Below are 19586 nucleotides of genomic sequence, written 5' to 3'. Positions count from 1 at the left end.
TCTACCAATAAATAGGACAGAGTAAGTGTACCTACCTCAGTCTCAGGGTTGACAGATGGAACCAAATGTCTAACCAGTAACTTCCGTGAGAAACTTGCTTAACTCCGTGCTAAAAATTTCAGCACGCTCGATATGGGGTAGATGACCACAGTCAGGTATCAAGGCAAGCTGTCCATGCCGTAGGCGACTAACGGCATCTTGAGCCTGCTCTTTTGGGAAAACCGAATCATCAGTACCCCAGACAATCAGGGTTGGCATCTGCAACTGTGGTAGAGAATCGAGCAACACTTGGCGCTGTCCCAATACATTAAGCTGGGCACGTAGTGAAGACAGAGTAGCTTGAAGAAAACCCGGCATTAGTGACATTCGCTCCTGCTCCGCCAGCCACACATCGGGAGCCTGCGAGGGGTGGGCAAAAAGCAGTGTTGCCCGTAACCACGATCGCATCTTTGCGCCAATCGGTGTAGCGCACCCCGTGATCGCAGCCTCCCCATAGAAGGGCACGGTTAACTGGGACAGAAACGGCGTAACTGAGTAACCAAGCCCGGAACTGTCTGCCAGCACCAGAGCCGCCACTTGTTCAGGATGTGACAGCGCAAAGCGTAGAGAAACAAGTCCACCTAGGGAGTTACCTACTAGTACCGCCTGCTCAATGCCAAGCGCGTTGAGAAAATCGACCAAGAACTGCTTAAGAAATTCCGGAGTATAGTTACGGCTGGGTTTAGCACTCTCACCAAACCCTGGAAAGTCCGGGGCATAGACGCGATATGTAGCTCCTAGCCTGGGCAGTACCCAAGACCAATCCAGAGCGCTGGCACTATCTCCATGTAGCAGCACTAACGGTAGACCATCATCACCCGCCTTAAAGTAGCGTGTAGTTAAACCGCCTACATTGATTCGCCGCTCTTCAACCTCAATCGCTGTTTTCACACGTTGCTCCGCTACTATATACATTAAGAAGTGTAACTATTGTTCAATGCTAGTTTCTGGCTTTGGGAAGCGCGTCTCTCAAGTATGATGGGCACCATTGACACGGAGAACTTCACCCGTAACATAGCTGCTAGCAATTGGCGAGAGCAGGAACGCCACTGCCCAAGCCACTTCTTCAGGCTTACCAAAGCGACGAAGTGGAATTTCAGAGACAATGCGCTCTTTCACCTTGTCTGGAACCGACTTAACCATATCAGTCTCAATAAATCCCGGCGACACAGCATTGACCCGCACCCCGTACCGAGCTGCTTCTCTAGCTAAGGACTTAGTTAAACCAATCACAGCCGCCTTGGATGCAGCATAGTTGCTTTGACCAAGGTTTCCTCGTTCGCCCGAAATTGAGCTAATGCAGACAACAGAGCCTTCTTGCCTCTCGTACATCTTCGGGATAACGGGCGTTAGCGTGTTGTAAACTCCCTTCACGTTAGTGCCAATGACGGCATCCCAATCCTCAGAAGTCAGTTTTGGAAAAAAGTTGTCACGGGTAATCCCAGCATTCGCTACAACCCCATAAATTGAACCAAGTTTCTGTTCAACTTGTTCTGCCACTGCCTCCATTGCAGCGGAGTCGGTCACATCAGCTTGAATTTCCAGCGTCCCCTGCTGAGTAATACTCTCGCTGCGGTGAGTATAGGCTACCTTGGCTCCCAACTCTAAGAGCAAACGAACGATCGCTGCTCCTATCCCTCGATTCCCGCCCGTTACCAGAACAACTTTATCTTCCAGCCCTAAAGATTGCATCAACCACTCTCCACTCCATGAAAGAAAAAGGCGAAAGGAACAAGAAAAGAATTTCTCTTTCCTTATCAAAGCCGCTCTAATGCGATCGCAGTTCCACCACCAGTCCCATGACAGACGGCTGCCAATCCGAGTTGCCCATTCCTTTGTTGCAAGGCGTTGAGCAGCGTGACGATGATTCGCGCTCCTGAAGCGCCAATGGGATGTCCTAAAGCGATCGCTCCCCCATAGACATTGAGCTTTTCGTATGGAACACCCAGCACTCGGTTGAACAACACGCTGCTCAAAGCGAATGCCTCGTTGTTCTCGAACAGGTCAAAATCGTAGATTCTCATCTTGAGCTTTTCTAAAAGCTTGTTTACTGCCAGGATGGGAACTTCCGGGAAGCGCCAAGTTTCGCCACCGATCCAGGCTCCCCCAACCACCCGTGCTAAAGGCTTGAGTTCGTAGCGTTCCACTGCTCTTGCGCTTGCCAAAACGAGAGCGGCTGCTCCGTCTGATATCTGGCTACTATTGCCCGCCGTAAACACTCCATCTTCTCGGAAAGCAGGCTTGAGTTTAGCTAGGCTTTCCAAGGTGGTTTCGAGGCGGATTCCCTCATCCGTGTCCATAAGTCGCGAACCTTTCTTTCCCGAAATTTCAATGGGTACAATCTCCCTTTTAAACCAACCTTGCTCAGTTGCGATCGCTGCTCGTTTCTGTGAATAAAAGGCAACTTCGTCCAAGTCGGGTCGCGTTACGTTGTAAGCCACTGCTAGTCGCTCAGCTTGCTCTCCCATTGTTTCGGAAGTAGTGGGATCGGTGAGACCATCGTACAGCAAAGTATCGGTGAGTTGCTCTGGCGAACCCAGCAGCAATTTGTACCCCCATCTGGCTCGATGTGATAAGAAAAACCCAGCCTGGGACATGGATTCCATTCCACCAGCCAGTACAATTTCAGCATCTCCAGAGCGGATAGTAGTGGCGGCGTTCATCACGCTCATCATTCCTGATGAACACACCATATCCACGGCATACCCATTCACCGTGTCCGGAATCTGTGCCTTAAAAGCTGCCTGACGAGGCACTGACTGTCCATGACCCGCCCTGAGTACATTCCCAAAGATGTACAGGTCTAAAGCGTCGTCCGGTACTCCGGCTTGTTCCAAGGCAGATCGCATGGCATGGGCACCTAAATCGACTGGGGAAAAACCTGCTAATGCCCCTCCAAACCGACCAAGCGGTGTGCGTACTGCTGAGACAATATAAACTTCTTCCATACATCCTCATCATCTTTTAAAATTTCACGTCATTAACTGTTACCAACTTCAAGCAGGATGCTTATGAAAGCAGTTTGCATTGGTAGTCGCAGAAATTTTCTGCTACTTATGAAAGGTTGCTCTAAGATGAGCGGCAGCTATGCTTTTATGAAACTGGAACAACCCAATTCTCTCGATGAACTAACCTGGCAAGAGGTGTTTTTTCACAAAGGTATTTTGCTTAATCCACGAGGATTAAAAGACGTTTCTTCCTAAAGATATGTATTTCTAATGCATCGACATGAAATCTTGTTTTTGTGCATTTCAATTTCAGTATTTATCCATTATTATTCAATAAGATTCTAGATAAGGCAATCAGTATTCATCAATACAGTTAAAGGAGCAAAGGTAATGGATTGGAGTAATAGCTTGGAGCAGTACTTAAGACAGTTAAGTGAGTTGCAAAGAGGAATTTTTACTAGCTGGGCATCTATGATGCCAAATATGCAGAGTTCCAATATGCCTAACGCCCGTGATACTTTCGATAAAACACTGAAATTTCAGGAACAGGTGGTGACAAGCTCACTTGAATTTCAGGCTCTATTCAGCCGTCTGTCAATCGAAGCTCAGAAACAATTGTGGGAGAGTTACTTTAATACATTGCGTAAGTCTTAAATAAAAGCCGAGTGATTAGAGTTACATCAGTCACATCCAGAGCATTTTTTGTTTTTACTAGGCGTAGAGTAAGCCATTAGGAAATCATCAACTCGGCAACATCCTCTTAAGGACTAATAAAGCCCCTAAGATAGTATCTTTGGGAGCTTTTCTATATGAAATAGGTTTCATGCGGAACAGTTAGTGTTTGCTTCTAATGAAATTGTTAATAGACCAGTAAAAGCCTCATATAGACCTTAACTTTATTACTTGGTTCAATCCTCTGTCCATAGGAAGGGTCTAATATTAAGTAAGTTTGTACTATTAACTACAAACGTCTTCAGAGAGAATCTAACTTCTAGGAACCTTGTCTACTTCCTTTACTAAACTGCGGCTAAGTGCTCTAAGCTATTTAATGGGGTGAACATTTTTACAAGAGCGCACTATTACTCCAATACCCAAATCCTCTGTTAGAATCCATCAAGAACCTTTTTGATTGTGAGAGTGAAAGCGTCCAGAAACGAAGTCGCGTTGTTTGAGATGTTTGGTTTGACGCCCACTTACACGTTCGCGCCACATCCTAAAGCTAGACGCCTTCATTTCTCGCCGCATTAGAGCAATGACTTGTTTTTCCTGAAGCCCAAACTGTTGTTCAATTGCCTCAAAGGGTGTGCGGTCTTCCCACGCCATCTCTATAATGCGATCAATGGTTTCAGAATCGAGGTCGGGGAGATTCATTGCAACGATGTCAGAAATACTGTGGAGTACATACTCATAGCCTAACGTATCGAATTCAGGAGTCCGGGAGCAGGTACCAGGATTATTTTACAACTCCAATCAGATTGCTATATCAACACACCCGCTATAGGCGATCGACTAACTCCTCATAATATCCTTCCCTCTCATCCGGTAAATAATTTGTTCTTTGCAGCGTGCGATCGCTCGATGGTCGTACATTGTTCTTCTCCTGTTGATATCTACTAAAAACCCCTCCGAGGATTGCCTGGAGGGGGAACGTTTGGGTATTGCGTGCATGACGAATTACATCACGTCCCTCCAGTCGCGATTTGGGTGGTGGTGGTAGTGGTAGTTGTCATGAAGTCAGCGCAAAGAATCATCTCTTGTTCTCATCGTCAATGTTTTTGCGATTGTGCGGTTGCGTGCTTTTACCTAGAGGGTTTGCAAGCCATTAAAAACCCCTCCGAAGCGTTGCTGGGAGGGGTGCGATTTCTGGCTTCTAAGGCAAGCAGGCTCGTCTCACAACCCTCCCAGGCTGGTAGTCAGGGTAGTTCCGATAGTGGTTTTCAGACAGAGCTTAAGTGCCATTGCTTGTTATAAATACTTACTTACCAAAGTGTCGAATGGTATTAAGACTATTTAAGCAACTCTCTTGGGTTTGTCAAGTCACTACCATAGCGTAGTCATTGCGATCGCACTGGTGCCTACGTGCAGGAACCACCGGAGTTGACCCCGCAGAACGAGTAATGACTTAACAACAATGTTTCCTCTATCATCTGCCGTACTGTTGGTGTTAGCTGACAATTACTGTTGAGACACTCTACGAGTAACTGACTAGCATTGGCATACTGTTCAACCAACTGTTGTGAAGCTTCGCTCAAGTGCCATTTATGACCAATATTGCGATGGTCAATCATGACACTTCTCAATTGCGCTGCCCAATCTTGACCATTTTCTTGCCACCATTGCTTGATAGTTTCTTGGTCTGCATCTGAATTCGGTAGCTGGTTTTTAAGTTGCTTGAGTGAATCGTTGATTACCTCAACCCCAGTTAGGTGGTTAAGGTCAAGGGCAAGGCGAAGGGCAGATATTCGGTTATAGGCTAATTCTGGAGTCAGTGCGAGGGCAACCCCCAAAGCCTGAACTAGAGCCAAATCCAGGGCAAGGTCACCTCCAAAATTACCTGCGAGATTGCGGTCAATGGCTAAGGCTAAAGTTTGGTCACTAGCCAGTCGGTGGTTAGGAGGAAGGGCAAGCGCTAGATAAAAGGCACGAATAGCGGCTGGTTTGTAGGGTGTCTTTACCTCAAGAGATTTCTTTGCTACCCAATTGAGGAATGGTTGTAATGTCTCATCCGCAGATACTAAGGCATCGGCTTGTTGCTTCATTAGTTGCAACAATTCATCTGCATTCGGCAACATCTGGGCGGTTAGTAAAAACACTTCTCGCCAACGCTTCTCGGTCAGGTGTTCTGCTAGCTGTGGCAAGGACAGATGAGTGCCAGTAACGATCGCTCTTGCTGTAAAGTACTCTTGAAACGTCAGGTGGGAGAATGAGTAAATTCGTCGCGCTCGCTCAACTAACAGTCCATGCTGTATCTCAATAGATTTCACGACAGCAAGGCTATTTTGCTCTAGAGCTACTGAGTCAGTTTGTGCGTTGGGTGAGGTGCGTAAGTAGTCCGTAATTAATTGCTGGAGTCGGCTTTCCTCAAAGAAATAATCCCCTTGCTCAAACGTAATTGCTGCTAGCTGACTGAGCAACTGGAGTTTGTGGGGCAATGATAAATTACGATAAATGTCATCTCGCCTAACCCCTCTAGATTCATCCCAACGAATTAAGAGCAGGTCAAGCCCTTGTTTGTAAAGGTCAGAGCGCTTAACGGGAAAATCCGCCTTAGCATGGAACACCAGGCAAGTCAGGTTGAGCAAGACAGGTGTGGCGGCGAGTTCTCTGATAGGTTGATGTTCTGGCAGCGCCATCTGCTCAAGAAACAGTGATGCCTTTTTCAAGCCAGATTCGGGTGAATTCCGAGCAACGGCGACAAACCACTTTTTGGCAAAGTTTTCAATTTGCGCGGGTTTGAAGTCGGCAATCTCGACTTCGGTAAATCCTTGAAATCTGTACTCTTGAGCAGCAATCCGGCAAGTGATAATTAGCTGATTTTTGTAATATTTTTCCGCTATTTTGCGAATTTGTTTGATGACTTCATCACTAGCTGCTTCTGGTACTTCATCTAAACCATCCAGCAGTATCAAGGTTTTGCCGTGATTGAGTAGCGTTTCAACATCTTGCTCGGAAACACCACTGCGGGAGAATTCTTGATTGATGTAGTTTAATAAGCTGAAGTTGCCTTCATCCAGGGCATCCTCTGCAAAGTTCTTCAGCCGGATGAAAATGGGAACACTCCCGCTTTGAAAATGCCCTTGATTGCACTGAATGGCAAGATACTGCAAAAAGGTAGTTTTCCCAGCACCCGGTTTACCCAGTACCATCAATTTGGCATACCGCTCAACGGCTTTAAGTCCTGGTACTTGTTCCTGACGCACTTTCCCCAAACCCAGGCGGTCAAATTCTTCAGGTTTGAAGCCTTGTAAGTCAGAAATTTCTAGCCAACGCTGACTGGTAATTTCTTCAAGGATGTTGACCTCAACGTAAAGGTCATCTAAACCTACAGGTCGTGCAATATCCAAGAGGTGCAGGGTGCCGCATTGGTCTTGAATTTTATCGTGACGCTCTGAGCGCACCCTGGTTACGAGTGCATCAATCGCATTAGCGAGGTCTTGAACTTTCTCTTCTGCTGTGGGTTCATCAATTTGGAGTTGAAGCGCGATTTCTTCCGGTTGCAGGTCTAGCTGAAAGCAGATTTCGCTAAAGACACCTCTATCAACGGGTTTACCCGCAAAAAACTTCCAAATCGGCTGACGAGTTTCTAAACCCACCTCACCCGCTAGGTATTCTTGCGTCCAGCCTTTTCGCAGGAATGCTTGTTTTGCTTTTTTGATGCCTTCTACAGATGCCTGGAGCGATCGCCTTGCCATACCCCAACCCTAATACCTTTCTTCTATTGTGCGTGCCAATACTTATACATAAAGTCAAACATTGGTGCAAACGCGATCGCAAACATCTGGATTTTATACTCAATTCATCTTCAGAAGTCTTCAACCGTCACATCTCCTTAGCTAGCATGAACCTTCGGAATCTGCAACTCTTACTCGAAGCCGTGGCTGTTACTGTCTGCCTCATCTGGATTGCTGGACAACCAGCGGAGGCTAAAACAATAACTTCTAAAGTAGCAATTAATACATTAAATAGAAGTTTCAACGACGGTATGGCGCTAACGGTTGAGCAAAACTTACTTATCTCTCTAGACAAAAAGCTCATTATGAGTTGGCGAAACTAAATGCGATCGCATTCTATCCGATAGCCCTTCTTTCCTCTTCTTGCACTCACTTCTCTCATTTATCGTAAGAAGAAAGCTTTTAGTATCCTAGACTCACGCACACCCTTAATATAATACGGAAGTACTAGGCTCAATCCGTTATCCTTGCTATCAGATTCTCACTTTTAAGATAGAAAGTTCGCTAACCGCTAATTAGGTATGCTAAGGAACATTGATTGTTATTGATAACGTCAATGCATCTACCTGATTATCCGAATTTACTATGCGTAAGCAAAGCTTTTGTGTACTAGTGGTTCAGTCAACTCTGTTAAGTCTCTTAAGTTCGCAGACACTCTCGGCTTACCAGCTACCTGACTCTGGGAATCACAAGCAGCTTGATACAAAAAACCATATTCAACTAGTTAACAGAAACTACACACCTGCTCAAATTAATTATTTTTTTGAAATTGCCCTTGGGTCTGAGTTTGGAAGCTCAAATCCAACCATTAAGAAATGGGATAGGGATATCAAAATTAAGGTCAATGGTTCTCCTACTGCTGAAGACCTTAAAACTTTACAAACAGTCCTTGACGAAATCAATACCTTAACTAATAGTATAAAATTGCAAATTGATGCTAAGAATCCTAATCTAGAAATCTACTTTGTTCCCGAATCTCAATTTGCACAATACGAGCCAAACTATTCTCCCGTCAACTATGGCTTTTTCTGGACAGACTGGGATAATGATGCCATTTATAATTCGAGAATTCTAATTTCCACTATTGGACTAACCCAAAAAGAACGCTCTCACCTGATTCGAGAAGAACTCACACAATCTTTAGGGTTAATGAAAGATTCCTACATATACCAAGAAAGTATTTTTTATCAAGGCTGGACTGATGTTACAGACTATTCAGATCTCGACAAAGCTGTTATTCAAATGCTTACTCTTCCAGAAATCCGTCCAGGAATGACCAAGTCACAAGTTCTAGAGGTGTTGCAAAAACTTGAAGCAAAAAAAGAACCTATATCTAATTGTGGGACAAGTGATGCCGACCCTGCTCTTGATTTTTCAGTTGATCCATTTTGTTCAATTCGTTTTCAGTAGAATGCACCCGTAAAGGAAGTTCATTTCAAACTCCTAGATTCTAAAACCTAATGCAAGAAGGCTCTTATGCAGGAAGCCGAAGGAAAGAAAGCTTATACAGTAAGCTTTTAACCTTTTTCAAGTGGATAGTTATTTCCGCCCCCTGCACTAGCCACCATACAAAACGCCTAGGGTTTGTGATCCAGCAATACCGTTAGCTTGTATTCTCCTGGATATCTGAAAGTCTCTTACAGCGGATTCAGTTAACCGACCATAGTATCCAGTAACGGGTCCGTTGTAGAAGCCAAGGGTTCTCAACCGATTCTGAAGGTTAGTAACGGCTGAGCCATTGCTACCCACTCGTAAGGTGCTTGAGGGCGTACCACCCCCACCGCCGCTTCCCCCAGAACTACCGCCATACAATACGCTTAGGGTTTGCGGTCCAGCAATACCGTTTACTTGCAGTCTCGCCGAGGCTTGAAAGTTTCTTACTGCCGCCGCAGTTGACTGACCATAGTATCCAGTTACAGGCCCGCTGTAAAAACCCAGAGTTCTCAAGCGATTCTGGAGGTTAGTCACGGCGGAGCCACTGCTACCAATTTGCAAGGTGCCTGAGGGTACCCCACCGCCACCACCACTACCACCACTACCACCACTACCACCACTACCACCACTACCAGAACTGGCTCGTATCCAAGTGGAGGATACCCAGTTACCATTAGAAAGTTGTGACCAACCACCAGATGTACGACCACTAAGAGAAACCTGGCTACCGTTGGCGACGCTGCCGACAATAGCGCCACTAGGGCTTGAGCGAATATGAAGCGGTGAGCCATTCGTGCGTACAAGGGCAACGGAGCCATAACCACTGCCACCGCCACCGCCCCCGCCGCCGCCCCCACTACCACTTATCCAACTGGAAGATACCCAGCCACCTGTTGAAAGCCGTGACCAGCCACTAGAGGTAGAACCACTAAGACCGATATAGGTGCCATTGCGTAAACTGCCGATGACAGCACCCCCAGGCGTGGCGCGAATATTCAAGGGACTGCCATTGGTTCTGACATAGGCAGCCAGGGAACTACCAGCCATGCTCAAAACGGAGATAGCGATAACAGTGGCTAAAAACCTAATCCAAGCTGAGCTAGGTGGTTGCCAATTGAAGTTGTTAAATAATTTCAGCTCGTAAGCAGTCGGATTGAGGTCTGCTTCTTCGTAGGCTGTATGTAAATGTGCGTAGGCAAGTGTTTCCATACCATATATTTTCTACTTCTTTTTTCTACTTCAAAAATGTCTTGAGTTATTTCTGGAGGTTGTTATAGAACTCAACACAAAAAAGAACTTGCTCTGACTATGGCTTCTTCTCTAGGGGTACAAACTCTTTAGCCTTTGGTGAGTATTTCCAAGCGATTCCCTCTGGGTCTCGACTTTGACTCCATTCTGAAAAATCAGGGTCAGATTTACGTTTACCAACGGTACTCGAATGAACGTCAAGCCGTTTCGCAAGTTCCGCTTGAATGAGAGATTGAGAATCTTGTTGCTCGTTGTCGGGTGTATCTGCCCACAAGTCTTCCTTTTCGCTTGCTGGCTCCGTTTGTTCCACTGGTTTGGGGTCTGCCTTAACTTCATCGGCAGGGGGAGTAGTTTCTAGGGGCTGAGGTTCTTTTTCGGCTGGAGATTCTACTGGCTGAGGCTCTTTTTCGGCTGGGGGTTCTGGAGATTCTAGTGGCTGAAGCTCTTTTTCCGCTGAAGGTTCTGGAGATTCGATAAGCTCACTAGGAGAGGATTCGCTTTGAGGCGGACTCGACACCTTTTGACTCAAGAGTTCCATCAGCTTTGGACGTTGACTGCCTAACGATTCATCCTCTGGCTCAACAGTTGGTTCACTCTCCTCGAACATACTACCGAGAGCGCTTGCTGTGAGGAAGTAATAGACAGTGCCTTTGCCTTCGTAGTCTTGACGCTGGGCACCGAATTCTTCGGCTCTTTTATCCAGATACCGCGTTGCTGCTGGCGCCGATATGCCAGCTTTCATGGTTAAGTCCAGCACTGTCAGACAGCCCTGGTTTTCTTTAATTAGCTGGTTGAAGTAGGGGTTAACTTGCTTACTCCACTGCTTCCATTGATATTGCTGCCAAACTTGAAAACAAATGCTGAAGATGAGTAGTGCCAGCAGTGCTGGCCAAGCCTTGAACAGGAGGACAATCAAAAACGCGATCGGGAGTATAAGAATGAGTAGGTTATTTGCACTGCTATCGATTACTTTTCCAGTCATGTCCCTGCTTGCGAATTTATTCTATGGCAAACCATCTTAATAATTGCAAAGATTGTGGTCGATGATTGATAACGGGGCGTGAGATTAGATAAACGCAACATTTCTGCTCATCCCTAAGAGCTGGCACAAGCAGCAACTACAGCCTATGGGAGTTTTAGTGATGACTGGTTTATTTCAACAGTGTAGGGGTTCTTTAATCAGGTGGGTAAGGGCGAGGCGTTTAAACATTGCATTCCGTCCTTGTATTGCCAAAGTATCGTCCAAGGGTTTCAGAGGAACAGGGGTTTGATACTTTTGAGTTAGAGCGGTCTGGATAAGCCAATCAGCGACAAAGGGATTTTTCGGTAAGAGGGGCCCGTGGGAATAAGTAGCGATCGCATTTCGATAAACTGCCCCTTCTGTACCATCCTCTCCATTGTTTCCATACCCTTTGACAACGCGACCCAGTGCTTCTACGTTCCCTAAGAAAGTTCGACCCCCATGATTTTCAAAGCCAATCACTATCGGCTTCGTTCCTAGCGTCGCTTCTAAGTCTTGTGCTAAGGGTGATGCTGTTAGCTCAAAGACAACATTGCCAATGCAACGACGAGCATCGGGACCAGGATGCTTGCTCACCATATCAAATAACCCTAAGCCTTCAATCCGCTGACCTATTGCAGGTTCGTAATAGTGACCTAGCAATTGCGGTGCGCCACAGGTAAATACGCCTGGTGTCCCCGCTTCGATTTTTTCACGTAATGTGTCGGCTTTGATGCCCCGGAGGTCGCGCATAACGATTTCCTGTTGCCTATCTTGGGCACCACCGCCCATTAAGATATCAACGTTGTGGATTTCGGCAGTAGGGGCTTGCTCGTCAAGAGAGATGATTTTGACGCTGATTCCTCGCCATTGAGCACGTTGTTGCAAACAGATGACATTACCGCGATCGCCATAGGTACTCATCAGATTAGGATAGAGCCAGCCTATTGTTAGTTCTAGTTGTTGAGGATTCATCACAATCAATTAATTTCTTGAATTCTTCAAGGCTGACCTGACTGCCTCAGAATAATTTAACCACTCTACCAAACGAAGAGTTTATGTTCCTATATAGAAAAACTCTAGTTTGATAGATAGGCAAGTTACGACCCAAAGGTAGGGTGGACGAGAGGCGATCTCTTTTACTGAGCCAACCCCGTCATACGCTACGCTACAGTTAGCGAGATTCTTAGGCAACCGATGACCGCCCTTATCCTCAATTTACGCCCTACCATTGAGCTAACAGATGAACAGTTCTTCCAACTCTGTCAGAACAATCGGGATTTGCGCCTGGAGCGCACGGCAGAGGGAGAATTAATCATCATGCCACCAACGGGATGGGAAAGCGGGAACCGAAACAGTAGACTGACGCAGCGCTTAGCCAATTGGACAGATGCTGATGGCACAGGTTTAGCTTTTGACTCTTCAACGGGTTTTAAGCTCCCCAATGGTGCAAACCGTTCTCCTGATGCATCCTGGGTGAGTCGGGAACGGTTAGAAGCTCTGAATCCAGACCCTACTAGATTCCTGCCTATGGCTCCGGATTTTGCTGTCGAGTTGCGCTCTGCCTCCGATAGCTTGAAGACAGTGCAACAGAAAATGCAGGAGTACATGGACAACGGTGTACGTCTGGGCTGGCTGATTGACCCTCAAAATCAACGGGTGGAAATTTACAGATTAGTACAGGATATTGAAGTTCTAGAATCTCCCACTAGCTTGTCTGGAGAAGATGTGCTGCCTGGATTTGTCCTAGACTTGGCACAGATTTTGAACTAGGTGACTTAAGAAATCACCAGCAATAATTAACCCAATATAGCAAGCAGCAGTCAGCTTTCAGCCAAATAGCGAGGGCTAAGGGTTATAGCCTCCGTTGATGTCCTAAATCTATACTTCGACTGCTATAAATACGATTGACAGCAAATTATAAAATCTGACGACCTGTCAGCAATCCCCGCACTTCCAGCATGGCAGAGTAAGTCGGCAAAATGTGTAGGGTTTCATTGGCAGGAGTATGTTCCAATGCAGTAGCGATCGCTTCTTTTAAGTCTTCTTTCACAATTAACTTGAAGTTATTTTGCCCGTCAGTCTCGCTGTAGCGTAGACGTAGTGCCATATCATAAACGCGATCGCCACTCACTACAACTGTCCCCCCCGATGCTACTAGCTTCTCAGTATCAACATCCCAAATCCAAGAAACATCAGTACCATCTGGTGTTCGATCATTGAGTACCAGCAGCTTTGTTGAAGCCCCTCCATTTTTTTGAAGATCATTCACTGCCCGGATAGTTTCATTCATCCCTACAGGATTTTTCGACAGCAAAATCCGCACATGCTTACCCTTAACATCCAATTCCTCAGCACGCCCAAAAGCCGCACGGAAGTTCTTAACAGTGTCGTAAATAGTAGGGATATCAATGCCAATTTCCTTCGCAACTAACCCCGCCGCGAGTGTGTTGTATTTGTTGTAAATGCCAATCAAAATTTGCGGCCATTCTCGGCTATCAACAGCTAGCTGACTTTTGCTAAAACCACAGCTAGGACAGTGGTAGTCCCCTAAATGGGAGAGGTAAACACCCTTATAGTCCAAGGGATGCCCGCAACTGGGACAGTAAATCGAATCTACAGCGTGGGGAATCTCATCGAGGTAAGCCTCTGGTTCACTCAGTCCAAAGAATAAGACCTTTTGAGGGAGTTGCTGACCGAGGCGCGAGAGAGTCGGGTCATCGGCGTTCAGAATCACCACTGTATCAGTCGGGAGAGGCGCAATTGCTTTTTGCCATCTCTGGCTTATCGTATCAACTTCCCCATATCGGTCTAGCTGGTCACGAAACAGATTTAACCCCAAGATGAACTGAGGCTGACAAGAGCGCAATACTAAGGGCAATACATTCTCATCCACTTCCAAAATCGCGTAGTCAGCATCAAGTTGCCCAATCAAACTCGTATTGTCTAGTAGTGCTGTGACCAACCCGTTAATCAAATTAGCGCCCGTGGCATTATGGGCAACTCGCCACCCCTGACGCTCAAGAATTGTCCGCAAAAGGAGAGAGGTTGTTGTTTTGCCATTCGTCCCAACGATGAGAATCACCCCTCGCCTTACCTGCCCAAATAGTAACGGCAGCACTTTCGGCTGAAGACGACGTGCCATATCTCCTGGCAGCACACTCGCCGCCCCTAGGCGAAGTAACCGCACAAGAGAGGTTACCGTTTTTGCTGCGCCAACAGAGACGCCTAACCGTAATCTATCGATAATTGATATGCTCAACTCTGTACTCCTGCTTGGGCAACACAGTCTCTACGCTTTTAGCGTCTTACTGCTATTTACTCACCTGTTTATTGATCGTCAGCATTCTACACTACCCAGCTAGTTGGTACAGAGATTCTGTCTACGGCTTTTCAGGAAGAATTCAGTGGGGAGTAGGGAATAGACAAGAGTAGCAACAGATAATCTTACGGTGGAAAGCGAATAAATAGAAAAGACCAAATTCAGATGCAACGATTCACCACCAAGCTACGTGTGCGATACCACGAAATGGACGCTTTAGGACACGTCAACAACGCCGTGTATCAGCATTACCTAGAGCAAGCAGCTATTGAACATTCAGAACATCTTGGCTTTAACCATCAGAAATACCGGGAACTGGGTGGTGTCTTCGTTATGCGGCGGGTGGAAATTGATTACCTTCGTCCAGCCGTTGCGGGTGATATTTTAGAGGTCACAACTTGGTTACAACAACTGCGCGGGCCGCGTGCAATTCGGCGTTACGAAATCCGCAAACAAGGTGAAGAGCAACTGCTAGTAACGGCTGAGGTGTTATGGGTTTGGGTTGATACCCAAGCAATGCGCCCACGGGCAATTCCTCGTCAGTTGCTTGATGCGTTTAACCGAGCGAATCAGTCAGACTCAATGCAGCAAACATTGAGAAATTAGTATTGTCTGCCATAGTAATAATCTGTAACTCTCAATACAGCTTGAATGTATCTTCCGGAAGAAGGTCTGTTGTCGCCAGACCCGTAGGATGTCTTTGAGGACGGCGCGTGATGTTTGTGAGAATCGCGATCGCGTCTTTCTTCGTTTGTGCTTGTAGTGCAGAATCCTACGAAATTTAAGGAGATTTACATGCAGCGGATTTTTTCAGCAATTGGGCAAGCTTTTGCTAAGCGCATTTTGCTTTTTACTCTTATGAGTTTGCTAAGCCTATCAGGTCTATTTGTTTTTGCTAATCAACCTGCTTTAGCAGATAAACCCTTGAATAGCCCGTCGAAGGCAGAGGAAACAATCGATCGCGCCTATACGTTGAGTGAAGGAACGGGGCTTAAAGAAGAGGCTCGACAAGAAGCTTACGAGGAAGCAACAGAAGCCCTCAACGACCCTAAAGGTCTGGATAAGATTTATGAGGAAGATTTGAAGGTGTTCAAAAAAGAAAATCCCGGTGAGAACGGTTTAGTTGAAGGAGCAAAAGACCTAGTTGATAAGGTCACTGGCAAGGAATAAGCGTCAGTCAACGATTAGAGATGCCCTTTTTGTGCAATAGTGTATCTCTAAGGCTTAAAACGAAGGGTCTAGTACAAAAAGGCAGAAGGTAGAAGGCATAGGGCAGAAGGCAGAAAGGCTTAGACTTTCTACTTTTCGCTCCGTTGTTAACTAGTTACTTATTTTTGCCGCGCTGCACTAGTGTGATCAAGTTATGCCTAGAGTCAAGTAAGCTACTACTCTTATCGGTAGGTTCTATCAATTAGAACGGGAGCCTGCCTCTAAGAGCAACCCTTCTTGTAGGGGCGTTATGTCTTGCGCCCCTGTAGAATGTTACAAACAGCTAAAACAGAATTAGGCTTTCAGAACATTGAAACCACTTTGCCAACAGCATTAGTATTCATACACCCAAAGCTAGTTTGTCAAAAGGTCTTATTAACTCTAAAGAAGTGTTGACAATACCATTTTGGCAACAGAGTTTTCTCAACTACCTCAACAATCTCAAACCAACAAAAGTGGAGTTCCCAATGCCCCCCGAAGTCGCCCCAGTTCAAACCGCCGTGCTACTCACCATAATTGCTGAAACCGTACTAAGAGACCCCATCGTCAAATTATTTAAACACAATAACGTAAGCGGATATACCATTAATCAAGTGCAGGGTGAGGGTAGCCATGGCAAACGCATGGGAGACATGGCAGGCTACAACACCAATATTGAAATCAAGACTCTTGTGTCACGAGAAGTATCTGATTCGATCCTTTGGTCAGTAAAAGACTATCAGGGCAAGCACGCCATAATTGTCTTCCGACAGGATGTAGAAACCTTGGCTGATTAATCGGGTTTTGAGAGCTTTTCATTCATTAGAGTTTGAAGTTTGCAAGTTAATTTTTTATAGTCTTAAGCGATTATCACTTCACCCAATTGGGTGAACCAGTTGGATGAAGTGAATTAGCGATCGCTCATCGTATCGTTGGGGTTGCTAAATTGAACAGGTGAAATACCTGCTCAATTTAGCAACTCTTATATTTGCTGTGCCTGACTTAAGCCATGAGCTTGGGCTTGAGGCAAAGCTAGACGATGAGCTTGGCTAAATCACTGAACAACTCGGCTATTTGACAAAAATACAAATCAGACTACAATTTGTATTACATGGCATTAAAGAGCCAAAGCGAATAGTTAATCGCTATAAAACTATGAGACTTGCATCTAAAAGCCAAATTGCAGAACCTATGGCGCTGACTGCCTATGATTTGTGGAAAACCTATGGTCAAAGGCAGGTAGTTCAAGGCGTTAACTTTACTCTTAATCCCGGAGAAATTCTTGGTCTTCTTGGCCCTAATGGCGCAGGGAAAACAACAACGGTGGGAATGTTGTATGGGGCAGTGATTCCCAGCCGAGGTTTTGTCGAACTGGGAAAAAATCAGGTACAAGCTCAAGGACGAATAGCTCGTGCCTCTATGGGAATTGTTACTCAAGAAGACAATCTTGACCCAGATTTTACGGTATTTGAGAACTTAGTTCACTTTGCCCATCATTACCGCATCGTTGGTAAGGCAGCACGGCATCTCGCGGGTGAATTACTCGCACAGGTGGGATTGCAAGATTATGCCAGCAACCGTGTTGATGAACTTTCAGGCGGGATGAAGCGGCGTTTAGTTCTCGCACGAGCGATGATAAATAGTCCGCAAGTCGTGTTTTTGGATGAACCGACAACTGGACTCGATCCGGATGCGCGACAGGACTTTTGGCGACTGGTGACGCAGCTAAAGCAGAAGGGATGTGGGGTGTTGTTGACGACTCACTACATGGATGAAGCACAACGATTATGCGATCGCCTTATCTTACTCCAGCAAGGCAAGATGATTGACGAAGGTACCCCAGAAGAACTGATTGAGCGAACGGTTGGTCGAGAAGTGGTAGAAATTGAGGGCATCAATGAAGAAACACTCCAACAGCTAGCCAATGGTGCAAGAACTTGGTACAGACCCTTTGGTAGCAGCTACTTAATAGGATTACCAATAGACAATCCCCAACCACTGTGGGAACAGCTAAGTGGCATTGCACCCGAACGCCTAACCCGTCGTCGCACCAATTTAGAAGACGTATTCTTACGACTAACAGGCACATCACTCGACTAACGTTGATTCCTTGTTGGAAACCCAACAACCAATAACCAATAACTAATAACCAGTATGAAAGGCATCTCAATAACACCTTGGGGAGTCTACTCTGTTTGGCATCGCCACGCCAAAGTTTATCAAAAGACCTGGCTCGTCAACAGTCTACTACCCCTATCAGAACCACTGATTTATCTTGTTGCCTTTGGGTATGGGTTGACTCCGCTTATAGGGGATGTTCCATACAATGGCAAAACTATTGAATATTTAGAATTTCTGGCACCAGGAATGATTGCAATTGGGGTACTGTTCCAATCATTTTTTGAAGGTTCTTTCGGCAGCTTCTTTCGCCTAAGCTATCAGAAAACTTGGCAAGGCTTGCTGACAGCACCCTTGACTTTCACAGAAGTATTCTTAGGTGATTGGCTGTGGGCGACAACAAAGGGTACGATTGCCGGTTTTCTGACTGGTTTAGTCGCCGTAATCTGGGGACTCTACTCTGGATGGCACTTGCTCATATCATTTCCCTTAATTATCTTGGGCAGTCTGCTGTTTGGTGCCATGGGGCTATTCACAGCAGGAACCGTGCGTACCGTCGATCACATTAATGTGCCGATTTTCTTGTTCGTCATTCCGATGTTCACCCTCTGTGGCACTTACTTTCCCCGCAACACCCTACCCCCCTTGTTAGGTTCTGTTGCTGCTGTGTTACCCCTTGCATCCCTCGTTGACTTATTACGTTGGCCCTTGGGATTACCTTCGTTTTGGTTCTTCGAGTTAATCTGGTTGGTGTTGTGGATTGCTGCCTTTTCCGTGTTGGCTTGGCGGCAGATTTATCCTCACTTATTCCGGTAAAACAGGTCATTGAACAATCAGCATTTTTAGAGAAGAGGTGAATCTAAAAGGGAAAACCCTTCTCCCTTCCCTTTAACCTTTTTCCCATGAATGTCTATTACAGATTAAATGCGTCACAGCTTAAGCGGTTTATTAAGTTGTAGTCCCAACGCGACTGAGGGTAGAGGCAAGCATGGTGCATGAAACTCACAATCGAGAGTAGGCAGTGATAAATTGCTGCTCAGTGAGATGCTGGGACTAGTTTGACGATAGGAGAATGAAGAGAGTGAGCCAGTTCAACTCATCCATCACTTCGAGTCAGTTTGATGCTGTCTTATTTGATTTAGATGGCGTGATTACCGCAACCGCGAAGGTTCATGCTGCTTGCTGGAAACAGGTATTTGATGGGTTTCTGAAGCAACGGGCTGAAAAGACCAATGAACCCTTTCAACCCTTCGATATCCAGAATGACTACAAGCTGTATGTTGATGGAAAAATGCGGTATGTCGGCGTTCAAAGTTTTTTGGAATCGAGAGGAATTCAGTTGCCCTATGGAGAGCCATCTGATCCTCCGGGTTATGAGACGGTTTGTGCCCTTGGTAATTCCAAGGATGTTTTTTTTGACCAAGTACTTCATTCAGAAGGGGTTGAGGCATACGAAGGATCGGTTGCTCTCATCCGTCATTTGAGCGATCAAGGGTTCAAATTAGGGGTTGTGTCATCAAGTCATCATTGCAAAGCTGTTCTTAAGCTGACGGGAATCGATCATCTGTTTGATGTTGTCGTTGATGGCAATCTAGCTGATCAATTGCACTTAGCAGGAAAACCTGCCCCAGATGCTTTTCTTTTAGGGGCAAAACAACTTGAGGTTGAACCAAAGCGATCGGTTGTCTTTGAGGATGCAATTGCTGGTGTTCAAGCAGGTCACGCCGGTGGATTTGGACTCGTGGTTGGGGTCGATCGCACAGGAGATCCTGAGGCGCTGCAAAAAAATGGGGCGGATATCGTTGTCCAGGATTTGAGTGAGTTACTTTAACTGAGAA

The 19586-nt window shown here is 46.0% G+C and carries 19 protein-coding genes; 10 read left to right on the top strand and 9 right to left on the bottom strand.

What is annotated here, in order from left to right:
- Positions 1 to 69: 69 nt before the first annotated feature.
- The 3 genes from AC5JL3_RS30405 to phaA form a co-directional block, all read right to left on the bottom strand.
- Positions 70 to 930 carry an alpha/beta fold hydrolase gene (locus AC5JL3_RS30405; RefSeq protein WP_496077998.1) on the bottom strand — a complete coding sequence of 287 codons (861 nt, stop codon included), beginning with the start codon at positions 928 to 930 and terminating at the stop codon, positions 70 to 72.
- Positions 931 to 1008: 78 nt separating this feature from the next.
- Complete coding sequence (gene phaB / locus AC5JL3_RS30400; RefSeq protein WP_496077997.1) at positions 1009 to 1731, bottom strand: acetoacetyl-CoA reductase PhaB; 723 nt, start codon at positions 1729 to 1731, stop codon at positions 1009 to 1011.
- A gap of 65 nt (positions 1732 to 1796) precedes the next feature.
- Entirely contained in the window at positions 1797 to 2987 is a 1191-nt protein-coding gene (phaA, locus tag AC5JL3_RS30395) for an acetyl-CoA acetyltransferase PhaA (RefSeq protein WP_496077996.1), read from the bottom strand.
- Between the two features lie 390 nt (positions 2988 to 3377).
- On the opposite strand from phaA, the gene AC5JL3_RS30390 reads away from it, so the two are divergent.
- Complete coding sequence (locus tag AC5JL3_RS30390) at positions 3378 to 3641, top strand: hypothetical protein (protein WP_496077995.1); 264 nt, start codon at positions 3378 to 3380, stop codon at positions 3639 to 3641.
- 459 nt (positions 3642 to 4100) lie between these two features.
- Here AC5JL3_RS30390 and AC5JL3_RS30385 read toward each other — a convergent pair whose 3' ends face one another.
- Positions 4101 to 4358 carry a TIGR03643 family protein gene (locus AC5JL3_RS30385; RefSeq protein WP_496077994.1) on the bottom strand — a complete coding sequence of 86 codons (258 nt, stop codon included), beginning with the start codon at positions 4356 to 4358 and terminating at the stop codon, positions 4101 to 4103.
- A 704-nt stretch (positions 4359 to 5062) separates the two neighbouring features.
- Positions 5063 to 7399, bottom strand: a complete 2337-nt coding sequence (locus tag AC5JL3_RS30380) for an NACHT domain-containing protein (protein WP_496077993.1) — start codon at positions 7397 to 7399, stop codon at positions 5063 to 5065.
- On the opposite strand from AC5JL3_RS30380, the gene AC5JL3_RS30375 reads away from it, so the two are divergent.
- The gene (locus tag AC5JL3_RS30375; RefSeq protein WP_496077992.1) at positions 7393 to 7761 is read left to right on the top strand and encodes a hypothetical protein; all 369 of its coding nucleotides are present in this window, start codon (positions 7393 to 7395) and stop codon (positions 7759 to 7761) included. The two genes, AC5JL3_RS30380 and AC5JL3_RS30375, sit on opposite strands and share 7 nt — an antisense overlap.
- Positions 7762 to 8023: 262 nt before the next feature.
- Positions 8024 to 8848 (top strand): DUF2927 domain-containing protein, encoded by an 825-nt coding sequence (locus AC5JL3_RS30370; RefSeq protein ID WP_496077991.1) that lies wholly within the window; start codon positions 8024 to 8026, stop codon positions 8846 to 8848.
- 147 nt (positions 8849 to 8995) lie between these two features.
- On the opposite strand, the gene AC5JL3_RS30365 is transcribed toward AC5JL3_RS30370, so the two are convergent.
- The 3 genes from AC5JL3_RS30365 to AC5JL3_RS30355 form a co-directional block, all read right to left on the bottom strand.
- Positions 8996 to 10081 carry a peptidoglycan-binding protein gene (locus AC5JL3_RS30365; protein ID WP_496077990.1) on the bottom strand — a complete coding sequence of 362 codons (1086 nt, stop codon included), beginning with the start codon at positions 10079 to 10081 and terminating at the stop codon, positions 8996 to 8998.
- A gap of 97 nt (positions 10082 to 10178) precedes the next feature.
- The gene (locus tag AC5JL3_RS30360; RefSeq protein ID WP_496077989.1) at positions 10179 to 11102 is read right to left on the bottom strand and encodes a hypothetical protein; all 924 of its coding nucleotides are present in this window, start codon (positions 11100 to 11102) and stop codon (positions 10179 to 10181) included.
- 174 nt (positions 11103 to 11276) lie between these two features.
- Positions 11277 to 12095, bottom strand: coding sequence for a type 1 glutamine amidotransferase (locus AC5JL3_RS30355; RefSeq protein WP_496077988.1), 819 nt, complete (start codon positions 12093 to 12095; stop codon positions 11277 to 11279).
- A gap of 222 nt (positions 12096 to 12317) precedes the next feature.
- Here AC5JL3_RS30355 and AC5JL3_RS30350 point away from each other — a divergent pair, with 222 nt between their 5' ends.
- Entirely contained in the window at positions 12318 to 12893 is a 576-nt protein-coding gene (locus AC5JL3_RS30350; protein ID WP_496077987.1) for a Uma2 family endonuclease, read from the top strand.
- A 145-nt stretch (positions 12894 to 13038) separates the two neighbouring features.
- Here AC5JL3_RS30350 and AC5JL3_RS30345 read toward each other — a convergent pair whose 3' ends face one another.
- The gene (locus tag AC5JL3_RS30345) at positions 13039 to 14382 is read right to left on the bottom strand and encodes a MurT ligase domain-containing protein (protein WP_496077986.1); all 1344 of its coding nucleotides are present in this window, start codon (positions 14380 to 14382) and stop codon (positions 13039 to 13041) included.
- A gap of 225 nt (positions 14383 to 14607) precedes the next feature.
- On the opposite strand from AC5JL3_RS30345, the gene AC5JL3_RS30340 reads away from it, so the two are divergent.
- The 6 genes from AC5JL3_RS30340 to AC5JL3_RS30315 all read left to right on the top strand — a co-directional run bounded on the left by AC5JL3_RS30340 (position 14608) and on the right by AC5JL3_RS30315 (position 19579).
- Positions 14608 to 15048: an acyl-CoA thioesterase gene (locus tag AC5JL3_RS30340; protein ID WP_496077985.1), complete on the top strand. Its 441-nt coding sequence runs from the start codon at positions 14608 to 14610 to the stop codon at positions 15046 to 15048.
- Positions 15049 to 15237: 189 nt separating this feature from the next.
- Positions 15238 to 15612: a hypothetical protein gene (locus AC5JL3_RS30335; RefSeq protein ID WP_496077984.1), complete on the top strand. Its 375-nt coding sequence runs from the start codon at positions 15238 to 15240 to the stop codon at positions 15610 to 15612.
- A gap of 431 nt (positions 15613 to 16043) precedes the next feature.
- Positions 16044 to 16427: a P-II family nitrogen regulator gene (locus AC5JL3_RS30330; protein WP_496077983.1), complete on the top strand. Its 384-nt coding sequence runs from the start codon at positions 16044 to 16046 to the stop codon at positions 16425 to 16427.
- A gap of 358 nt (positions 16428 to 16785) precedes the next feature.
- The gene (locus AC5JL3_RS30325) at positions 16786 to 17730 is read left to right on the top strand and encodes an ABC transporter ATP-binding protein (RefSeq protein ID WP_496077982.1); all 945 of its coding nucleotides are present in this window, start codon (positions 16786 to 16788) and stop codon (positions 17728 to 17730) included.
- A gap of 54 nt (positions 17731 to 17784) precedes the next feature.
- Positions 17785 to 18564 carry an ABC transporter permease gene (locus AC5JL3_RS30320; RefSeq protein WP_496077981.1) on the top strand — a complete coding sequence of 260 codons (780 nt, stop codon included), beginning with the start codon at positions 17785 to 17787 and terminating at the stop codon, positions 18562 to 18564.
- Between the two features lie 265 nt (positions 18565 to 18829).
- Positions 18830 to 19579: an HAD family hydrolase gene (locus tag AC5JL3_RS30315; RefSeq protein WP_496077980.1), complete on the top strand. Its 750-nt coding sequence runs from the start codon at positions 18830 to 18832 to the stop codon at positions 19577 to 19579.
- Positions 19580 to 19586: the final 7 nt, after the last annotated feature.

The organism is Symplocastrum torsivum, from assembly GCF_059505465.1.
The sequence above is the reverse complement of the archived record's forward strand: the minus strand, read 5'-3'. Positions and strand labels throughout refer to the sequence as shown.

Coding starts and splice junctions, on each gene's coding strand:
- AC5JL3_RS30355 (WP_496077988.1), bottom strand. CDS start 12,095: ATGAATCCTCAACAACTAGAACTAACAATAGGCTGGCTCTATCCTAAT.
- AC5JL3_RS30335 (WP_496077984.1), top strand. CDS start 15,238: ATGCAGCGGATTTTTTCAGCAATTGGGCAAGCTTTTGCTAAGCGCATT.
- AC5JL3_RS30360 (WP_496077989.1), bottom strand. CDS start 11,102: ATGACTGGAAAAGTAATCGATAGCAGTGCAAATAACCTACTCATTCTT.
- phaA (WP_496077996.1), bottom strand. CDS start 2,987: ATGGAAGAAGTTTATATTGTCTCAGCAGTACGCACACCGCTTGGTCGG.
- phaB (WP_496077997.1), bottom strand. CDS start 1,731: ATGCAATCTTTAGGGCTGGAAGATAAAGTTGTTCTGGTAACGGGCGGG.
- AC5JL3_RS30385 (WP_496077994.1), bottom strand. CDS start 4,358: ATGAATCTCCCCGACCTCGATTCTGAAACCATTGATCGCATTATAGAG.
- AC5JL3_RS30380 (WP_496077993.1), bottom strand. CDS start 7,399: ATGGCAAGGCGATCGCTCCAGGCATCTGTAGAAGGCATCAAAAAAGCA.
- AC5JL3_RS30320 (WP_496077981.1), top strand. CDS start 17,785: ATGAAAGGCATCTCAATAACACCTTGGGGAGTCTACTCTGTTTGGCAT.
- AC5JL3_RS30370 (WP_496077991.1), top strand. CDS start 8,024: ATGCGTAAGCAAAGCTTTTGTGTACTAGTGGTTCAGTCAACTCTGTTA.
- AC5JL3_RS30365 (WP_496077990.1), bottom strand. CDS start 10,081: ATGGAAACACTTGCCTACGCACATTTACATACAGCCTACGAAGAAGCA.
- AC5JL3_RS30390 (WP_496077995.1), top strand. CDS start 3,378: ATGGATTGGAGTAATAGCTTGGAGCAGTACTTAAGACAGTTAAGTGAG.
- AC5JL3_RS30325 (WP_496077982.1), top strand. CDS start 16,786: ATGAGACTTGCATCTAAAAGCCAAATTGCAGAACCTATGGCGCTGACT.
- AC5JL3_RS30340 (WP_496077985.1), top strand. CDS start 14,608: ATGCAACGATTCACCACCAAGCTACGTGTGCGATACCACGAAATGGAC.
- AC5JL3_RS30350 (WP_496077987.1), top strand. CDS start 12,318: ATGACCGCCCTTATCCTCAATTTACGCCCTACCATTGAGCTAACAGAT.